The sequence below is a fragment of the Winogradskyella psychrotolerans RS-3 genome, from assembly GCF_000427335.1.
Classification (GTDB): domain Bacteria; phylum Bacteroidota; class Bacteroidia; order Flavobacteriales; family Flavobacteriaceae; genus Winogradskyella; species Winogradskyella psychrotolerans.
The window spans coordinates 70858-88796 of the sequence record NZ_ATMR01000215.1; the positions used below are offsets into that span (position 1 = coordinate 70858).

General features: G+C 33.6%; 17 protein-coding genes and 1 pseudogene. 12 read left to right on the forward strand and 6 right to left on the reverse strand.

All coding sequences use genetic code 11. From position 1 onward, the window contains the following. Positions 1-47: 47 nt before the first annotated feature. The 9 genes from ADIWIN_RS19130 to ADIWIN_RS19170 all read left to right on the forward strand — a co-directional run bounded on the left by ADIWIN_RS19130 (position 48) and on the right by ADIWIN_RS19170 (position 7899). Positions 48-815: an alpha/beta hydrolase gene (locus ADIWIN_RS19130; protein WP_161624684.1), complete on the forward strand. Its 768-nt coding sequence runs from the start codon at positions 48-50 to the stop codon at positions 813-815. A gap of 2 nt (positions 816-817) precedes the next feature. Then, positions 818-1243 carry a hypothetical protein gene (locus ADIWIN_RS19135; protein WP_020896308.1) on the forward strand — a complete coding sequence of 142 codons (426 nt, stop codon included), beginning with the start codon at positions 818-820 and terminating at the stop codon, positions 1241-1243. Beyond that, positions 1204-2229, forward strand: coding sequence for a leucyl aminopeptidase family protein (locus ADIWIN_RS19140; RefSeq protein ID WP_020896309.1), 1026 nt, complete (start codon positions 1204-1206; stop codon positions 2227-2229). Before ADIWIN_RS19135 ends, ADIWIN_RS19140 begins: the two co-directional genes overlap by 40 nt. A gap of 100 nt (positions 2230-2329) precedes the next feature. After that, positions 2330-3529, forward strand: a complete 1200-nt coding sequence (locus ADIWIN_RS19145; protein WP_020896310.1) for an ATP-grasp domain-containing protein — start codon at positions 2330-2332, stop codon at positions 3527-3529. A gap of 57 nt (positions 3530-3586) precedes the next feature. After that, entirely contained in the window at positions 3587-4405 is an 819-nt protein-coding gene (locus ADIWIN_RS19150) for a hypothetical protein (RefSeq protein ID WP_020896311.1), read from the forward strand. Between the two features lie 104 nt (positions 4406-4509). Then, positions 4510-5643, forward strand: coding sequence for an MBL fold metallo-hydrolase (locus ADIWIN_RS19155; protein ID WP_040757751.1), 1134 nt, complete (start codon positions 4510-4512; stop codon positions 5641-5643). Between the two features lie 121 nt (positions 5644-5764). Then, complete coding sequence (locus ADIWIN_RS19160; protein WP_020896313.1) at positions 5765-6529, forward strand: RDD family protein; 765 nt, start codon at positions 5765-5767, stop codon at positions 6527-6529. A 15-nt stretch (positions 6530-6544) separates the two neighbouring features. Beyond that, on the forward strand, positions 6545-7072 hold the full coding sequence (locus ADIWIN_RS19165; RefSeq protein WP_020896314.1) for a hypothetical protein: 528 nt from the start codon (positions 6545-6547) through the stop codon (positions 7070-7072). Further along, complete coding sequence (locus ADIWIN_RS19170) at positions 7072-7899, forward strand: tetratricopeptide repeat protein (protein WP_020896315.1); 828 nt, start codon at positions 7072-7074, stop codon at positions 7897-7899. The genes ADIWIN_RS19165 and ADIWIN_RS19170 overlap by 1 nt, the downstream gene beginning before the upstream one ends. Before the next feature lie 93 nt (positions 7900-7992). Here the strand turns inward: ADIWIN_RS19170 and ADIWIN_RS20965 are convergent, their stop codons facing one another. From ADIWIN_RS20965 to ADIWIN_RS19195, 6 genes and pseudogenes are all read right to left on the reverse strand, one after another. Further along, positions 7993-8748, reverse strand: a complete 756-nt coding sequence (locus ADIWIN_RS20965; RefSeq protein WP_020896316.1) for a hypothetical protein — start codon at positions 8746-8748, stop codon at positions 7993-7995. A 4-nt stretch (positions 8749-8752) separates the two neighbouring features. Next, on the reverse strand, positions 8753-9196 hold the full coding sequence (locus tag ADIWIN_RS20970) for a hypothetical protein (protein WP_020896317.1): 444 nt from the start codon (positions 9194-9196) through the stop codon (positions 8753-8755). Between the two features lie 6 nt (positions 9197-9202). Continuing rightward, on the reverse strand, positions 9203-10021 hold the full coding sequence (locus ADIWIN_RS19180; RefSeq protein ID WP_020896318.1) for a type 1 glutamine amidotransferase: 819 nt from the start codon (positions 10019-10021) through the stop codon (positions 9203-9205). Positions 10022-10132: 111 nt separating this feature from the next. Continuing rightward, a complete protein-coding gene (locus tag ADIWIN_RS19185; RefSeq protein WP_020896319.1) occupies positions 10133-11227 on the reverse strand; it encodes a carboxylate-amine ligase in 1095 nt (364 codons plus the stop codon). A gap of 340 nt (positions 11228-11567) precedes the next feature. Further along, positions 11568-12516: pseudogene (locus ADIWIN_RS19190) on the reverse strand (ATP-grasp domain-containing protein); the annotation flags it as partial. Positions 12517-12552: 36 nt separating this feature from the next. Then, positions 12553-13257, reverse strand: coding sequence for an esterase family protein (locus tag ADIWIN_RS19195; protein WP_020896322.1), 705 nt, complete (start codon positions 13255-13257; stop codon positions 12553-12555). 464 nt (positions 13258-13721) lie between these two features. On the opposite strand from ADIWIN_RS19195, the gene fumC reads away from it, so the two are divergent. From fumC to hutI, 3 genes are all read left to right on the forward strand, one after another. Continuing rightward, positions 13722-15119, forward strand: coding sequence for a class II fumarate hydratase (fumC, locus tag ADIWIN_RS19200; RefSeq protein ID WP_020896323.1), 1398 nt, complete (start codon positions 13722-13724; stop codon positions 15117-15119). Positions 15120-15202: 83 nt separating this feature from the next. Beyond that, positions 15203-16597 (forward strand): T9SS type A sorting domain-containing protein, encoded by a 1395-nt coding sequence (locus tag ADIWIN_RS19205; RefSeq protein WP_020896324.1) that lies wholly within the window; start codon positions 15203-15205, stop codon positions 16595-16597. A 98-nt stretch (positions 16598-16695) separates the two neighbouring features. Next, entirely contained in the window at positions 16696-17931 is a 1236-nt protein-coding gene (gene hutI, locus ADIWIN_RS19210; protein WP_020896325.1) for an imidazolonepropionase, read from the forward strand. The last annotated feature ends 8 nt before the right edge of the window (positions 17932-17939 follow it).

Sequence of the window (17939 nt, forward strand, 5' to 3'; positions counted from 1 at the left end):
TATCATAAAATAGTACTTTCGTTATGCCTTAATTAAATTATATGACAGTGACGGAGTTCGAACCTATAATAGAAACACTAGAAGAAGCCTACGAAATACCACATCTTAATGCGACGCGTAAGATCTCGGCATTATTACCTCATGACTATTATGAAACTGAAAAACGCTATCCTGTACTCTACTTACAAGATGGTCAAAATTTATTCAACCCTGCTGCTCCTTTTGGAGATTGGGCAATTGATAAATCAATGACACAATTAGCAAAAGAAGGACTTGGAGATCTTATAATTATTGCAGTAGACCACGGAAACGAAGAACGTATAAGTGAATATTTACCTTATTATCATCCACGTTTTGGTGAAGGAAAAGGAAATTTTTATATTCAATTTATGATTGAAAAATTAATCCCATACATCAACAGCCATTATAGAACCTTAACCGATTTTGAAAACACAGGAATTGGTGGTAGCTCCATGGGAGGTTTAATTAGTTTACATGCAGGCCTCAAAAACCCTGGTGTTTTTGGTAAAATGATGATTTTCTCACCTAGCCTATGGTTATCTAATAAAATTTTTAAAAGCACTACATCTTTTGAACCATTAGAAAAATCAAAAATATATTTATATTCTGGTGGACAAGAAAGTGCAGAGCATTTGCCAAATGCACATCGACTTGGCGGCATTATTCAAGAAAAAATGATTAATGGGTATCATATTGATTTCCGTTTTTCTATAAATGAACACGGAAATCACTCTGAAGCGCATTGGCGAGAAGAATTTCCAAAAGCCGTAAAATGGCTCTATTTTAATTCATAATTATGACTTATAAACACACAAAAGCATTAGATACCACAAAGGACTTTATACTACCTTGTAGAAAAGACCAATTAGATACCATTAAAGAATTTATACCTGTAGAAAACCCAGATTTTGATGGTAGTTTTTCTACGTATCAATTACTTTATGGTAAAACAGGTAATCGCATATACCTTATTGGTTTAGGAGAAGACAAACATAGTGCTCAATTAGAAAATACATTTCACAAATTAGCGTTCGAAACTCAGAAGCATTGGGATAAATCCATTCAGGTTTATGCAGAAGATTTAAGCGACGATGAAACAAAAAAAGCGGTCATTGGAATAGAAATGGCGCAATATGAAATTGGTGAATTCAAATCTAAAAAGAAAAAGCCAATACCACTACAGTGTCATTTTCAGCGTCTAAAAATCTTAAAAACATTCTAGAAGAAGGAAGTTATACAGGTGAAACCATCAATAAAATAAAAGCTTTAGTTGATGCTCCACCAAATATTAAAACTCCTGAATATTTAGGAGATTGGGCAATTAAATCAGCAAAAAAAGCAGATTATAAATGTACCGTTTTAAAGCATAAAGAACTCAAAAAACAAGGCTTTGATGCTGTTTTATCCGTTGGAAAAGGAAGTGTAAACAAACCTGTAGTGATCATCACAGAATACACACCAAAAACAACTAAAAAAGTAGATATCGCTTTAGTTGGTAAAGGTATTACGTTCGATTCTGGTGGATTATCAATAAAACCATCAACCAACCTTCACTATATGAAAAGTGATATGGGTGGAGCTGCCGTAGTTTTAGGTGTTGTAGAATTGGTGGCTAAATTGAGGCTAAACATTAATATCGTTGGCATTGTATGTTCAGCAGAAAATGCTGTTGATGCAGAAAGCTACAGACCTGGAGATGTGATTAATTCCTACTCTGGTAAAACCATTGAAATTATCGACACAGATGCTGAAGGCCGATTGGTTTTAGCAGACGGTTTAAGTTATGCTGTTAAAAACATTAAACCAGAATACTTAATAGATTTAGCAACCTTAACAGGAAGCGTTGTAAGAACATTAGGATACGAAGCGGCAGGCATGTTTACGCATAACCAAGATATGGCGAGCACTATGTCTGATATTGGTTACAAAGTTCACGAGCGTGTGTGGCAATTACCTATGTTCGAAGAATACAAAACCGACTTACATAGTGATATTGCAGATATCAGGAATTTTAGTGGTAAACCATTAGCTGGAGCGACGAATGCGGCACAATTTTTAGAGTCGTTTACTGAAGAGCACAAGAACTGGATGCACTTAGATATTGCCGGAGTATCATTTGGATCTTCTCCATATGCAAAGATGAAAAGTGCTTCAGGTTATGGCATTCAATTAATTACAGAATTTATTAAGAAAAAAGCTTCAAAATAATTATCAGTTTCGTAAATTGTTTGTTCATTATAATTATCAACCAATCAAACTGTGGCTTTGCTATAACAAGCGAAGCCATAGAGATTCTAACTAAGAAAACATGTCCAAACAACCGTTAAATTTCCTTTGCGTATCAACCTATTTTAAAGGCGAAGATTTTCTAAAAAGCGTAAAAGCTGAAGGTAATAATGTCTATTTATTAACTAAAAAGAAGTTAGACAAAGAACCTTGGCCATGGGAATCTATCGATGATACCTTTTATATTGAAGAATGGAATCAAAATGATGTTGCTAATGGCATTGCTTACAAGTTTAGAACCATAAAATTTGATCGTTTTGTAGCACTCGATGATTTTGATGTTGAAAAAGTAGCACTACTTAGAGAGCATTTTAGAATGCCAGGAATGGGCAGAACTACGGCACATTATTTTAGGGATAAGCTCGCCATGCGCATGAAAGCTTTAGAAGAAGGTGTTAACGTACCAGAATTTACAGACTTATTTAATAACGATTCTATTAACGACTATGCAGATCGCGTCAGTCCACCATGGTTAATTAAACCTAGAATGGAAGCGTCTGCAACAGGCATTAAGAAAATTCAGTGTAAAGATGAATTGTGGCAAGTCATCAACGACTTAGGTGACGAACGCGATAATTATTTAGTAGAGAAATTTGCTCCAGGAGATGTTTATCACGTTGATGGATTAAATGTTGATGGAAAAGTAGTCTTTGCGAGAGTGAGTAAATATTTAGACACACCTTTTGAAGTCGCGCATGGCGGTGGTATTTTTAGATCGGCAAGTTCAAAAATTGGTTCTAAAGAAGAAAAAGGCCTACAAAAAATGAATGCTTCAGTGATGAAAGCCTTCGGTATGCAATTTGGTGCCTCTCATACAGAGTTTATTCAATCTAAAGCTACAGGAGAGCTGTTCTTTCTAGAAACATCATCTCGTGTTGGAGGAGCTAATTTAGCAGAAATGGTAGAAGCTGCTTCCGGAGTTAATCTTTGGGGAGAATGGGCAAAAATTGAAGCTGCTAATCTCAGAAAAAAAACCTACAAACTTCCTAAAATAAATAATCAATATGCTGGCATCGTGGTGTCTTTAAGTCGATTTGAACACCCTGATACTTCTAGTTTTACAGACAAAGAAATTGTATGGCGTATGAATAAAGCTTGGCACATCGGATTAATTGTCGTTTCTGACTCTAGCGAACGTGTTTTAGAATTGTTAGATCAGTACACAGAACGTATTGGCAAAGAGTTTCATGCGAGTTTACCGGCACCTGATAAGTCATTGTAGATGTTGAAAGTTGTTATATAACGTGTTGTGTGTCATTAAAGAAAAATCTTTATTAAAATGAAAATTGAAAAATATAATCAAAGAATATTAGCCGTTTTAGGAACAGTTGGAGTGATTTTTATAATCGTTGCTTTGATTGCATTTATCTCTATTACTATTATGGAGCATAACAGATATAACGATGACGATATTGAAACGGGAATATTATCAGATGAAAAAATTGAGGAATTACAAAAAGAAAACAAAAGAGAGCAAGTTATCTCTTTTAGACAACCACGATTAATAGATACATTAAATTCCACGTACATTATTCCTGTTTCTCACAAAACTCTAGACGAACAAGAAGATATTATGGGGCTTTTAAATTCATATGGTGCCGCATCCAAGTATGAAGCAAGTGATAGTCGATACTCTAACGAAATATATGGAACTTATAATAATGTAATTATTTATAATCCTAAAAATGAAATCAGTAAAAAACTTTTCAATGAAAGAGTGAATTTTGAAAGAATTCAATCTGAATATTTTAGTGAGGATATTTATTTACTAATGAATATTGCAAAAGATGATACTTATAAAGATGGCGTTATAAATCTTAAAGACTATAAAAGTCTGTATATCTATTCTTTAAAGACTGAGAATTTGCAAAATATTGGGATTGAAGGAATGGACGTTTTTGACTATAAATTTTTGAACGAAACAAACGATTTGATTATTAGGTTTGGAGTTGACAAAAACGATGACGGAACTTACAATGAATATAACGAGCCGACAATCATAAAAAAATATAATTTAGAAACTAGAATTTTAACAGATATTGTTGACGAGAGCATACGTTTAGAACTTCAGAAAACTTTAGAGGGTTCTCAGAAATAATGACGCCCCAAAGGTTATATTCCAATTGCACTACAACAATGGGTTGTGACAGAAACTCAATAGTATTTATCAAATGCTTAATCATAAAATTTTGAAGTAATAGAATGATTAAAAAAATCATAAAACGACTAATGATCACAACACTTATTATAGTTGGCCTTTTAGTAATTACGTATTTATTGTTCACCAACTTCTACCCTAGTTTTGGAGGAGATGTTAGCAAAGAACAACAGGTCGTTTATGCGAAGTCTGAACAATTTAAAAACGGAAAATTCAACAATACAAATCCAGTTCCTAAAGATTTGAGCTTTTCTGAAACTGTAAAATTAGCTTTTACATTTTTCACGACAAAAGTGCCTAACGGAAGACCAAAAGTAGATTTAAAAGCCACAAAGATTGATTCCGCTAACATCGCCGATTATAAAGGTGAAGCGCGGATGGTTTGGTTCGGACATTCCTCTTTTCTACTACAAATGGATAGAAAAACCATTTTGTTAGATCCTATGTTTGGTAAAGTTGCAGCTCCACTTCCTATTCTTGGTGGCAATCGATTTAATGAAGAATTTCCTTTAGAAATTGAGAAATTGCCAAAAATAGATGCTGTGATTTTCTCGCACGATCATTATGATCATTTAGATTATGAATCCATTTTAAAAATAAAGAATAAAACCAACCATTTTTATGTGCCACTAGGAATTAGAGTCCATTTAGAAGCATGGGGAATTCCTGCTAATAAAATTACCGAACTAGATTGGTGGCAAGACACACAATTAGATGGCATAAATTTAGTTTGTACACCTGCACAACACTTTTCTGGAAGAAAAATGAATAATGGTCAAAGTACATTGTGGAGTTCTTGGGTGATTCAATCTAAAACCGAAAACATTTATTTTAGTGGTGATAGTGGTTATGCTCCACATTTTAAGGAAATAGGAGAAAAATATGGGCCTTTCGATTTAGCACTTATGGAATGCGGGCAATACAATGATATGTGGTCTGATATACATATGATGCCAGAAGAAACAGCACAAGCAGGCATAGATGTAAGAGCCAAAAAGATAATGCCTATTCATTGGGCTGGATTTAAATTGGCTTTACACGAATGGACAGATCCCATAGAACGTGTTACAAAAACAGCCCATGCATTAAACCTACAGGTTATTACACCTAGAATTGGTGAAGCAATAATCGTTAAAGAGTCTATTAATACTTACACAAATTGGTGGGAAAAGCTATAATTGAAAAATTATTTAATTACTAAAAAGGAGATTATCTTATCACTGTTGGCGTATTTCACCAACACTATTTATAAAAACCAATACTGCATTATTGGAAAACAAAGACAAGAGTAACAAGAATATGACAAATAACGCAGAAAACAAACCTCCTTTATCAAGCAGAAAAAGACGCATCGCTGCATTTATGATTGATCATTTTGCGATGAGTTTTCTAATCGTTTCAATTACATTTTTGGCGCTTGGATCAGATTTTTTAAACGAACCAGATTTTTCCACCATCACAGCAACTATGCTAGTTGTTTTGCTTCCTGGATTTGTAGTCTATTTTGGGAAAGATGCAATTAAAGGCATCAGCATTGGTAAATGGATTATGGGAATAATGATTAGAGATGAGGCCAATCCTGAAAATGTACCTTCATTTGGGAAACTATTATTTCGGAATTTATTTCTTATAATTTGGCCAGTTGAATTTATTGTTCTGGCGGTAAGTACTGATAAAAAACGACTTGGAGATAAAGTCGCTAAGACTATTGTAGTTCAAAACCCCAATAAACCGAGTAAAACACCTCGAATTATTGCTTTAATTGGTATTGGTATCGTTTTTATAACCTTTATGGTTCTGTTCATAGGGTCTGCAATGAAAAATTCGGACGCTTACAAAGTTGCCGTAGAAAACATAGAACAAAATCAAAAGATTTTAGATGAAACAGGTGGAATAACAGGTTACGGTATGATGCCAACTGGTAGTATAAATATTAATAATGGTTATGGAGAGGCTCAATTAGAAATTAAAGTTCTAGGAAAAGATAATGATGTCAGTGTTGGTGCTTACTTAACTAAGCAACCAAAAGGCGAATGGAAATTGATAAAGATGAGTAAAGAATAAACTGATACTTATGTTATGAATAGACAAAAGACATTTCGATTAATTCTATTTCTTCTAATAGTTACCACTCTATTTTTCAGTTGTAAGGACGAGCGTATATCTAAAGTAGACTACCTGAGACATGTTGGAGATGCTCAAGAAGATTCACTAATAGACAATCCTGATTTTAAAATTTGTTTTGAAGATCATGTTTTTCAATATTTTAATTTTAGCGATGGACCACAATATATTGGTGAAAAACCCGAATTAGAAAAGATTTTTAAGCAGGATTACAAACCAATAACGGATAACACCCAAAATGGTTCAATCAGAATTCGATTTATAGTTAATTGCGAAGGAAAAGCGGGACGTTTCCGTGTTATACAAGCAGACTCAAGCTTTAAAGAAACTAAATTCAACGAAACAATCACAACTCAACTTCTAGAGATTACAAAAGGCATATCACAATGGAAAATTGTTTATAACGAGAATCAACCAATAGATTATTACGCTTATCTTATTTTTAAAATTAAAGAGGGCCACATCTCAGAAATCTTACCGTAATGAAATTAACCTATTCTATATTATTTACAATTTTTTATCTGAGCAGCTATGCGCAACCCAATTGTGACGCCTTCATCTATTATGGCGACACCTTAAAATATAAAGCTTGTAAAAAAGCGGAAGAAACAAAAGGACATTACCAATTTAGTAAACGATATCAAGAAATACTTGATGAGTCTATAGCCATAGATTCAACATTTGCTTATGCTTACAGAGAAAAATCAACAGCCTATTTAAAAAGTGGAGATTTCATTACTTGGAAAGAGTTAATCGACAAAGCTGTAAAACATAATTTTAAAGAAAACTTAGGTTATCGTGGTTGGTGTCGCTATCAATTTTTTAAGGATTATCAAGGTGCCATTGAAGATATTGAAGAATTAGAAAACAAAGTTAAATTTGATATTGGATTTTCAGCAAACGGAGATTATCATTTAAATATTGCTAAAGCCTTATGTTATAAAGCTATTGGACAAAAAGAAAAAGCGATTGAAATCATAAATAAACAACTCAATTCTGAAGATCATTTTCTTGGAGCCTACGATTATCTACATTTAGGAGTACTCTATTTAGAACAAAACGAATTCGAAAAAGCTATAGAAGCGTTTAATAAACAAACTGAAGATAATGAACTTGCCGAGAATCAATTTTACTTAGCATTAACTTATAAAGTTTTACAAAAGCCAGCAGATTATAAGACACACTTAAACGAAGCCAAAGTTCTTTATTTAGATGGACGGAAAATGTTTGATCCATATACAAATCCTATGGATAAAATATTTCTTGAAGACATTGAAAACGAATTTAAAGAAAGTGCTAATAAAAATTAGGAAATACTTACCTCACACTTACACTAATTTCCTTACTGTTTTTGAAACCGACTCCTAGATAAAAATAATTCTTGTAAGATGTAATAAAAAAAATTATTCCTCAAAAAAACCAGTACTACCGCCAACCCAAGTTTTATCTTTATTGTATTTTACACCAACCATTTCACCTTTGCTTAAACGCATCAAGTTGCTTACAATTTCGGTTTTGTTGGTTTTAGAATTATGAAGCATCATCATTCTAATTTCGCATTTTGCTGGCACATCCATAGTTTCAATAACTGGTGCATAGGCTACTTTTTCTTGCAATAAATAATTCGATTTATTAGAAATAGCATCAATCATATCTCGAGTCACATGAATCTGAACTCCGGCTCCTGCAAATGAATACAACGGTTTTAAGACGTAGTTTTCTAAGTCAGTCGGAATTTGCTCAAGCGTATCTAAATAATAAGATTTTGGCACATAATCCCCTTTTAATAAAGGCATGGTGTATTTACTAATTCGGTAAAACCAGTTAGGGTGACCAATCCATTCCGCATCAATCTCATCTTGAAAACTGAATTCTGTCTTCAAATCTGTGCGTTGGTGTAATTCATCAAAAATAATACGGTTGTATATTTTTAGAACCTCCACTTCACCTCCATTGTCATCTAAATAAAAGAGTGTTTTTCCGCTCTTTTTTAAATCTGTAATACAAAGTACTTTAATCCCAAGTTTAGCTGTTGTGGCATAAAAATCTATCGCTGTAGCTTGCTGTTCTGGTTCTATTTCTAGTAGAATAACTTGCTTAGGATCAGTATCACCTACAATTTCTTGCTTTAAAAGGTTTATATAATCATTGGAAGTCATGCCATTAAGATGTTGCGAAAAAATCCTTTGGAATAGTATCTCCAAAATGCTCGCGATACTTGCGTCCTACCAACTCTTGAAAAAAGTATAACGAAGGAAACCCTTGTAATTCAATCAGTTTCGGTGTTAATTCACCGTTTTCATCTTTACATATTCCAAAATCTAATTGTATAAACTTTGAGTGTTCATCCTCATTTGGTACAATCGTATTGGCATCAAAAAAAGCACCATCTGTTAGCTCCTTAAAGTTAGGCTTATCAATAACAGACATAATATCATCACAAGCGTCAATCAATTTTTGCTTTAGTGCCTTTGGGATAAAAACTGGTGTCTCTGCAATTTTAAATTTAACCTTAAAATCAAAAGATGTATCAATATCGTGTAAGAATGTTTGATAGGTTTCTTCAGAGAAATTAGCATTATAAGCGTCGCGAATAGTCTTTATCATCTTAAATTATGACATTACAGGTTGATTCATTTGAATAATTGCATTCTGTATAAACTTAGGTAAAATAGTATTGTAGGTCAACTCAATCTTCTCAGGATCATCAATGCGATCCATCATCTGAGCATACTTTTCTTCGCCAAAACTATCAATAACTTTCTTTTTGTTTTCCGCTTCGCCAAAATAAGCTTCCATACTTACAGGTTCTGCTTCAGGGTGAAATTGTGTACCAACAAATTCATCAGAAAAACGAACAGCCATAATAGCACGTTCTAACTCTACATGCGTTCGTATTTTCTCTTTACTCAAAATTTTTGCACCATGCTCCTTAAAAACCTTTAAATTAGGTTGAATTAGTTGCCAATCGCGAGAATCTACAGCAAAAAATGGATCGTTTAATCCTTCTAAAATAAGATCGTTTAATCCATCTTTGGTTTTATGAACACGTAAAATTCCGAATGACGTGCTGCGTCTTGGCTTTAATTCTCCTAATTTAAAATAGTCACAAATAACTTGAAACGAATAGCAAATAAAAAACACTGATTTTTTCTGATGATAAGATGTTTTATTTAAATCCCAAAGGTCTTGCATCAATTGCAAATAAGGTTGTCTCCATTCTCCTTCATCTAAAGGACTTCCTGGTCCTCCACTAGAAATATAAATATCAAATGAGGTATCTGGTAGTTCTAATTTTGCTCTAACATTAAATATTTGATATTCTAAATCGTCATTAAAAGTACTCACAATTTCAGTGATACAACGCAGCCCTTGATTGGGTTCATCGTTGTTCATGTCTAAAATTGCTAGCTTTAATTTATCTTTTTTCATATTAATTTGCTGTCTTTCGACTTACTTTGTAATCCATCTTCGTAAGAAATATATTTCTTGCTCAATAATGCTCAAGATAAACTTCAGCGGTAATCCATTAAGTAGGTTATTTTATAATCCTGAAATAGTTTGATCTGTAATATAATCAACTACTTTGGTAAGGTCGTTTGTTTGTCTAAATATTTCTAATTGACGGTCTGCTCCTGTACCCTTTTTGAGTATTTGGTGAATGTATTCAATTTCCTTACGAGAACCTAAATCATCTACAACATCATCAATGAATTCAAGTAATTCTAGCATTAGAAGTCGCGTTTCTACTTCAGCTTCTTTTCCAAAGTCAATCATTTTTCCATCAATTCCATAACGACTTGCTCTCCATTTATTTTCGTTAATCAAAGCACGATGATAATTCATGAAGTTTAAGTTATGCTTTCGTAAATCATATAATTTAGCAACTAACGCCTGAATTATTGCAGTAATACATATCGTTTCATCAACGGTTAATGGTACATCACAAATTCTAACTTCTAAAGTTGGAAAAAATGGATGCACCCTAATATCCCACCATATTTTCTTTGGGTTATCAATGCATTTGGTTTTCACTAAAAGGTTCACATAATGCTCATAATGCGCATAATTTTCAAAAACACCAGGAATACCTGTTCTAGGAAACTTATCGAAAACTTTAGATCTAAATGACTTAAAACCAGTGTTTCTTCCTTCCCAAAATGGCGAATTTGTAGATAAAGCATATAAATGCGGTAAAAAATAACGCATGGCATTTACCAAATGTATAGCCATTTCTTTATCAGCCATCCCAACATGCACGTGTAATCCAAAAATTAAATTAGAACGCGCAGTGTCTTGTAACTCAGTAATAATTTCATCATAACGCGGATTAGGTGTAATGAGCTGGGTTTCCCATTTAGAAAAAGGATGTGTACCTGCTGCTCCAATTTTAAAACCTAAGTCATTCGCAATACCTGATATTGATTTTCGCAAATGCGTAATTTGTTGTCGCGCATCGGTGACATCTTCACAGATATTTGTACCTACCTCTACCACAGCTTGATGCATTTCTGCTTTAACTTGGTCATTAAGGACTTTTGCTGCCTCAGCAACAATTTGCTGATCGTGAGAAATTAATTCGCGAGAAATAGGATCAATAATCTGATACTCTTCTTCAATACCTAATGTGAACTTCATATAAAAAGAGGATTAAATAAAACCCGACTATTAAAAATAGTCAGGCTTATGAGAACTTCTATTTTTTGGCAGTTTTTGCATTCGTTGCCGCTTTTTTCGCAGGTGCTTTCTTTTTAGCGACTTTAGTTGCAGTCGTTTTCTTAGTATCCATCTTTTTAGTTACCGCTTGCTTTGCCGCAGCCTTTTTAACAGCTACTTTTGGAGATACTGCTGTTTCAGTAGCAGTTTTAGCTGATGCTTTCTTAACTCTAGCATTCGTTGCGGTAGCTTTTTTTATTGGTGTTTTTTTAGAAACAGCCGTTTTTACAGCACCCTTCTTTTTCGGTGCTTTCGGAGCCGCAATTTGATCTGTAACAAAACTTCCCCAAGTAAGGTTCATTTGCCCTTTTTTGTATTTCTTCGCTTTTCCAATGGCCATATCAGCGGCATTTTCTACAATCCAATCAAAGTTTTCTCGACCTACAGAGTTCACATCAGCATCTGGTGCAGGATTACAAAAATCAATGGCATAAGGAATACCATCTCTTATCGCAAACTCTACGGTATTAAAATCGTAACCTAAAGCCTTGTTAAGTCTAATACAATAGTCCTCTACTAAATCTAAAATCTTCTTATCTACAGGATCACCATCTAAAACATAACGTAAATGATGTGGGTTTCTAGGTTCATATTGCATAATATGCACCTTATCAGTATCTAAAACATAACACCTAAAGTATTCCGTGAAGTTAATTTCCTCTTGAAGCATCATCACTAAATTCTCAGTTTCACCATGCTTTGCCCATAAATCTTCAGGACTTTCAACACGGTAAACACTTTTCCAACCTCCACCATCATGTGGTTTCATATACGCAGGAAAACCAATAGTTTTAAACATTTTTTCCCAATCAAATGGAAATTTCATGTTTCTAAACGAGTTTTCATCTGTATCTGGTGGACGATGAGATGATGGTAAAATAAATGTCTTTGGTACAGGCACTCCTACTTTTTCAGCTAATGCATTATTAAAGAATTTTTCGTCTGCACTCCACCAAAACGGATTGTTAATTACAGCAGTTCCTGTTATTGCTGCATTTTTTTAAATATGCTCTGTAAAATGGAACATCTTGCGATATTCTATCAATAATAACAACGTACTCATCAGATTTTCCTTGCTCTACTGTGTCTATAGATACAGCTTCTGCCATCATATCTTTAATGCCTTGAGCTTTAATTTTTTCGTTAACTCTGTCTATAAATGCCCAAGGGAAAGTATCTTCTTGACCGAATAAAATTCCTATTTTTTTCATGTTAAAAATGAATTAGTGGTTAATTAATGTTGTTGGTTATAATTTTGATAGGTAATGCGGAAACATCTTATTCCATAATGGCCAATCGTGTTTAGCTGATTGATGTTCATCATACCAGAAAGGTATGTTTTTTTCTGTCAATATACTAGCCAGTTTCTTATTAGCCTCTAAACAAATATCCCATTCACCTACTCCTAGAACAATTTTCATGTTCCATAAATCGGGATGATTAGCACCTGGAAGGAAATCTACGGGATTGTTAAAAAATACATTGTCGTCGTAGTATCCATCCACAAAAGATTTGATATCAAACGACCCACTCATGCTGAACATATGACTGACACGCTCTGGATGTCTAAAAGCAAAATTTGCAGCTTGATAACCGCCAAAACTAGGACCTGCAACTGCAACTTTGTTGGTGCCTTTATCATTACAAACTTTATTAACGACCTCATTCATAATAAACTCATCATACCATACGTGATTTTTAGCACGCTCAGCAGGATGAATAGTCTTATTATACCAGCTTAATTCGTTGATACTATCCGGACAATAAATTTGCACCAAACCTTGCTCAACAAACCATCTTACCGATTCTACAAGTTTCATGTCTCTACATTCATTATGTTTCCCCATTGTAGTGGGAAACAAAATTACAGGATAACCAGCATGCCCAAAAACAAGCATTTCAATATCCTTACTTAATGTTGGCGAATACCATTTAAAATGTTCTTCTTTCATGTATTTTCTATATATTATTTCTCAAATGTCAGATGGAACAACCCTATTAATTCAATAGCTATCTTGGCAGCATTTAGAGACGGATATTTCAATTGTTTAATTTTTAGTGGATTAAATAAAAATTTAAGTCGCCAAAAATACACTTTTTTGCACATATATTTGCCCTACATCTACTGAAAACTAAACAGTTAACTAAACACTGAACATAAGTGCTTTTTAAATATCGTTATTTAATTTGTAAATAAGTTATACAGTATAGGGGTTTTTATATTTTTTTAATAATTACACATTAAAAGCAGTTTAAAATTGCTAAATCTGTAAAGTTTAAAATTTAAAAAGGTCTCTAAAAATAATTAGAAAACTTATTAACTATTTGACTTAAAAGCTGTTTAAATAAAACTAAACATTATATCTAATTAAACTTACAAAAACTTTAATTTTGTAAAGCAATAAATACAATACACATGAATTACCGAATTGAAAAAGACACAATGGGTGAGGTTAAAGTACCTGCCGACAAACTTTGGGGAGCACAAACAGAACGCTCTCGTAATAACTTTAAAATTGGTGCTTCTGCATCTATGCCATTAGAAATTGTATATGGTTTTGCCTATTTAAAAAAAGCTGCTGCTTATACTAATTGTGAGCTAGACGTTTTATCTAAGGAAAAGCGCGATTTAATTGCACAAGTTTGCGATGAAATTTTAGAAGGCAAACACAATGATCAATTTCCTTTAGTAATTTGGCAAACAGGCTCGGGTACGCAAAGTAACATGAACGTTAATGAGGTTGTTGCAAACAGAGCTCATCAAATCGCTGGTCATGTTGTAGGTGAAGGAGAAAAAACGATTCAACCAAATGATGATGTTAATAAATCGCAATCATCAAATGATACATTTCCAACAGGAATGCACATTGCAGCTTATAAAAAAGTCGTAGAAACTACGATTCCTGGAGTTATTCAATTACGAAATACACTACATAAAAAATCATTAGAATTCAAAACCGTTGTAAAAATTGGTCGTACGCACCTAATGGATGCGACTCCATTAACTTTGGGTCAGGAATTTTCTGGTTATGTATCGCAATTAGATCATGGACTAAAGGCTTTAGAACACACCTTAGCACACTTAAGTGAATTGGCTTTAGGTGGAACAGCAGTAGGAACAGGATTAAACACACCTGAAGGCTACGATGTTTTAGTCGCTAAATATATTGCAGAATTTACAGATTTACCTTTTATAACTGCTCATAATAAGTTTGAAGCATTAGCAGCACATGATGCTATTGTAGAAACTCACGGTGCTTTAAAATTATTAGCCGTTTCATTAAACAAAATAGCAAATGATATTAGAATGATGGCCTCTGGTCCGCGTTCTGGAATTGGTGAAATTATAATTCCGGCAAACGAACCTGGAAGTTCAATAATGCCAGGAAAAGTAAACCCAACACAATGTGAAGCTTTAACTATGGTTTGTGCACAGGTTATGGGGAATGATGTTGCTGTTTCTGTAGGTGGAACTCAAGGCCATTACGAGCTTAATGTTTTTAAACCAATGATGGCTGCAAATATTTTGCAGTCTGCTCAGTTAATAGGTGATGCTTGTGTTAGCTTTGATGAGCATTGTGCTAGCGGCATTGTGCCAAACCACCAAGTAATTAAAGAGTTATTAAACAACTCATTGATGTTAGTAACAGCCTTAAATACAAAGATTGGTTATTATAAAGCTGCTGAGATTGCAAATACGGCACATAAAAACGGAACCACTCTAAAAGAAGAAGCTGTAAATCTAGGCTATGTTTCTGCTGAAGATTATGACGAATGGGTAAAACCAGAAAACATGGTCGGAACCTTAAAATAACGATAAAAAGACTAAAAAAATCGATAGAAATACATGTTTCATCGATTTTTTTAGTATATTAGCATTTCTAAACTATAACTATTATGAAACAAAAATTACTTTTTGGCTTTGCTATGCTCGGCTATTTCGCTATGGCGCAAACCTCTTTTCTACCTAAAGCGACTATTAATGCAAGTACTGGAGACGCTCCTTACACCATGACATCTGGCTTAATTGATGGAGATGCATTTCCTGATATTGTTATTGGAACATATTTAGGAAACACTCTAGAATGGTATAAAAACAATGGAGATAACACATTTACAATTCAGCCTTTAATAACCACCACATTAGAAGGCATTGGTTTTACTAAACTAGCTGATTTAAATGGAGATGGTTTTTTAGACGTTATTGCATCTGGATATTCGAATGATAGTGTTGCATGGTATCCTAATGATGGTAGTGGAAATTTTTTAACTGAAAATATAATTTCGAGCGCAGTTGCAGGAGCTTCAGGATTCTCTGTTGGTGATATCAATAATGATACATTTTTAGACATCGCTGTAACGGCTTACAATAACAACGAAGTTCTTTGGTTCTCAAATGATGGTACAGGTACATTTACTTTAGACGCCAACAAAATTGATGACACTTTAGTAAACCCAGGTGCTATGGATATGAAAGATATTGACGGTGATGGTGATTTAGATGTTTTAGTAGGTACTGCTTTCTATGGAAGTGATGTTATTGAAATTTTTAGAAATAATTTAGCAATTGATGGCACAGTTTCATTTACTAAAGATGCTACATCTGTTGCAACAGGAAAAACGGGTATGTTTCATGTGAGCTTTGAAGATATCGATGGTGATGCTGATTTAGATATTTTAGCTACTGAAGTGTCTTATGGCGGTGGACCAACAGGAAACTTATATTGGTATGAAGACAATGGTACTGGTTATACTGAAACAATTTTTACTACAACATTAACTAATCCTGCAATGGCTTTATTTAGAGACCTAGATAATGATGGCTTAAATGATATCGTACTAGGTAATGGCGCTTCTGGTGTTGGGAATGACCTCGTGTGGTTTAAAAATAATGGCTCAGGAAACTTTGATGTTGAAGACGTTATCGATGATACTCAAAGTCAGGCTTTCGTACTCGCCATTGAAGATTACGATAACGATGGTGATTTAGATATCGCAACCTCTGCTTATAATCAAGATGCCTTAAATTATTTTGAAAATCAGAAAATTGTACTAAGTGTGTCAGATGTTCAATTTCAAAATTTAACGATCTACCCTAACCCTACCAAAGATTACTTAACTTTTGAAGGTTTTAATACTAACATCAATGTTTCAGTTTTCGATGTATTAGGAAAACAAGTACTAGCTAAAAACATAACTGATGGAGAAACACTTAATGTTTCAGAATTAGCAACAGGTATTTATACTATTAAAATTAACAATCAAGTGAGTTCAAAATTCATAAAAAAATAAAGAAATCCTTTTTTAAAATATCAAAAACGCTAGTAAATTGTTACTAGCGTTTTTTTTTGTTCAAAAAAATAGCAATCTTTACAAAAATACTAACTAATATGTCTCTACTCATTACCAACATTAAACAACTCATTCAAGTTCATGATTACAACACTACTATTATTAAAGGTAGCGACATGAAAAAATTACCTATTATAGAAAATGCTTACCTCTATATAGAGAATGATACCATAATTGAATTTGGAGACATGAATGACTGCGAGGGGTTTGATGCTGAAACCGTCATTGATGCTACTGGTAAATTAGTTTTACCATCGTGGTGCGACTCTCATACACATATCGTTTATGCAGGTGATAGAACTTCAGAATTTGTAGATCGAATAAATGGCTTGTCTTATGCTGAAATAGCCAATAAAGGTGGTGGTATTTTAAATTCAGCTAAAACACTTCAAGACACCTCTGAAGATGAATTATTTGAACAATCCATAAAACGATTGAATGATCTTATTGCTATGGGAACAGGAGCTGTTGAAATAAAAACAGGCTATGGACTAACAGTTGAAGCTGAATTAAAAATGCTTCGGGTTATAAAACGGATGAAACAGGAAAGCTTAGCTATCATCATTCCAACATTATTAGCGGCTCATGCGATCCCAGAAGAATTCAAAACAAAAAAGGAAGACTATATAACCTATATAACAGAAGACTTAATTCCTAAAGCGGCAGAGTTAAACATCACTAATTACGTTGATGTGTTCTGTGAAGAAGGTTATTTTAGCATAGAAGATACAGAAGCGATATTAGAAGCTGGTAAAAAATTCAACTTACGACCAAAAATTCATGTGAACCAATTTAATATTTTAGGCGGTATTGCACTCGGAGTAAAATACAATGCCTTATCTGTAGATCATTTAGAAGAACTAAATGATGATGATATTGAAGCCTTAAAAGGAAGCGATACTATAGCGGTAGCCTTACCAGGTTGCTCTTATTTTTTGAGTATTCCATATACACAGGCGCGTAAAATTATTGATGCAGGTTTACCTTTAGCGATTGCTACAGATTACAATCCTGGTTCTGCTCCAAGTGGAAATATGAATTTTGTAGTTAGCGCTGCTTGCGTAAAACTAAGGTTAACGCCAGAAGAAGCTATAAACGCAGCAACTGTAAATGGCGCTTATGCTATGGGTATAAGTAATATGTATGGAAGCATTACTCGAGGTAAAAAAGCAAATATTATTATTACCAAACCTATGAATCACTATAGTGAAATTCCATATGCATTTGCTCATAACCCTGTTGACCAAGTTATTATTAACGGTCAATTATTATAACAAAAAAA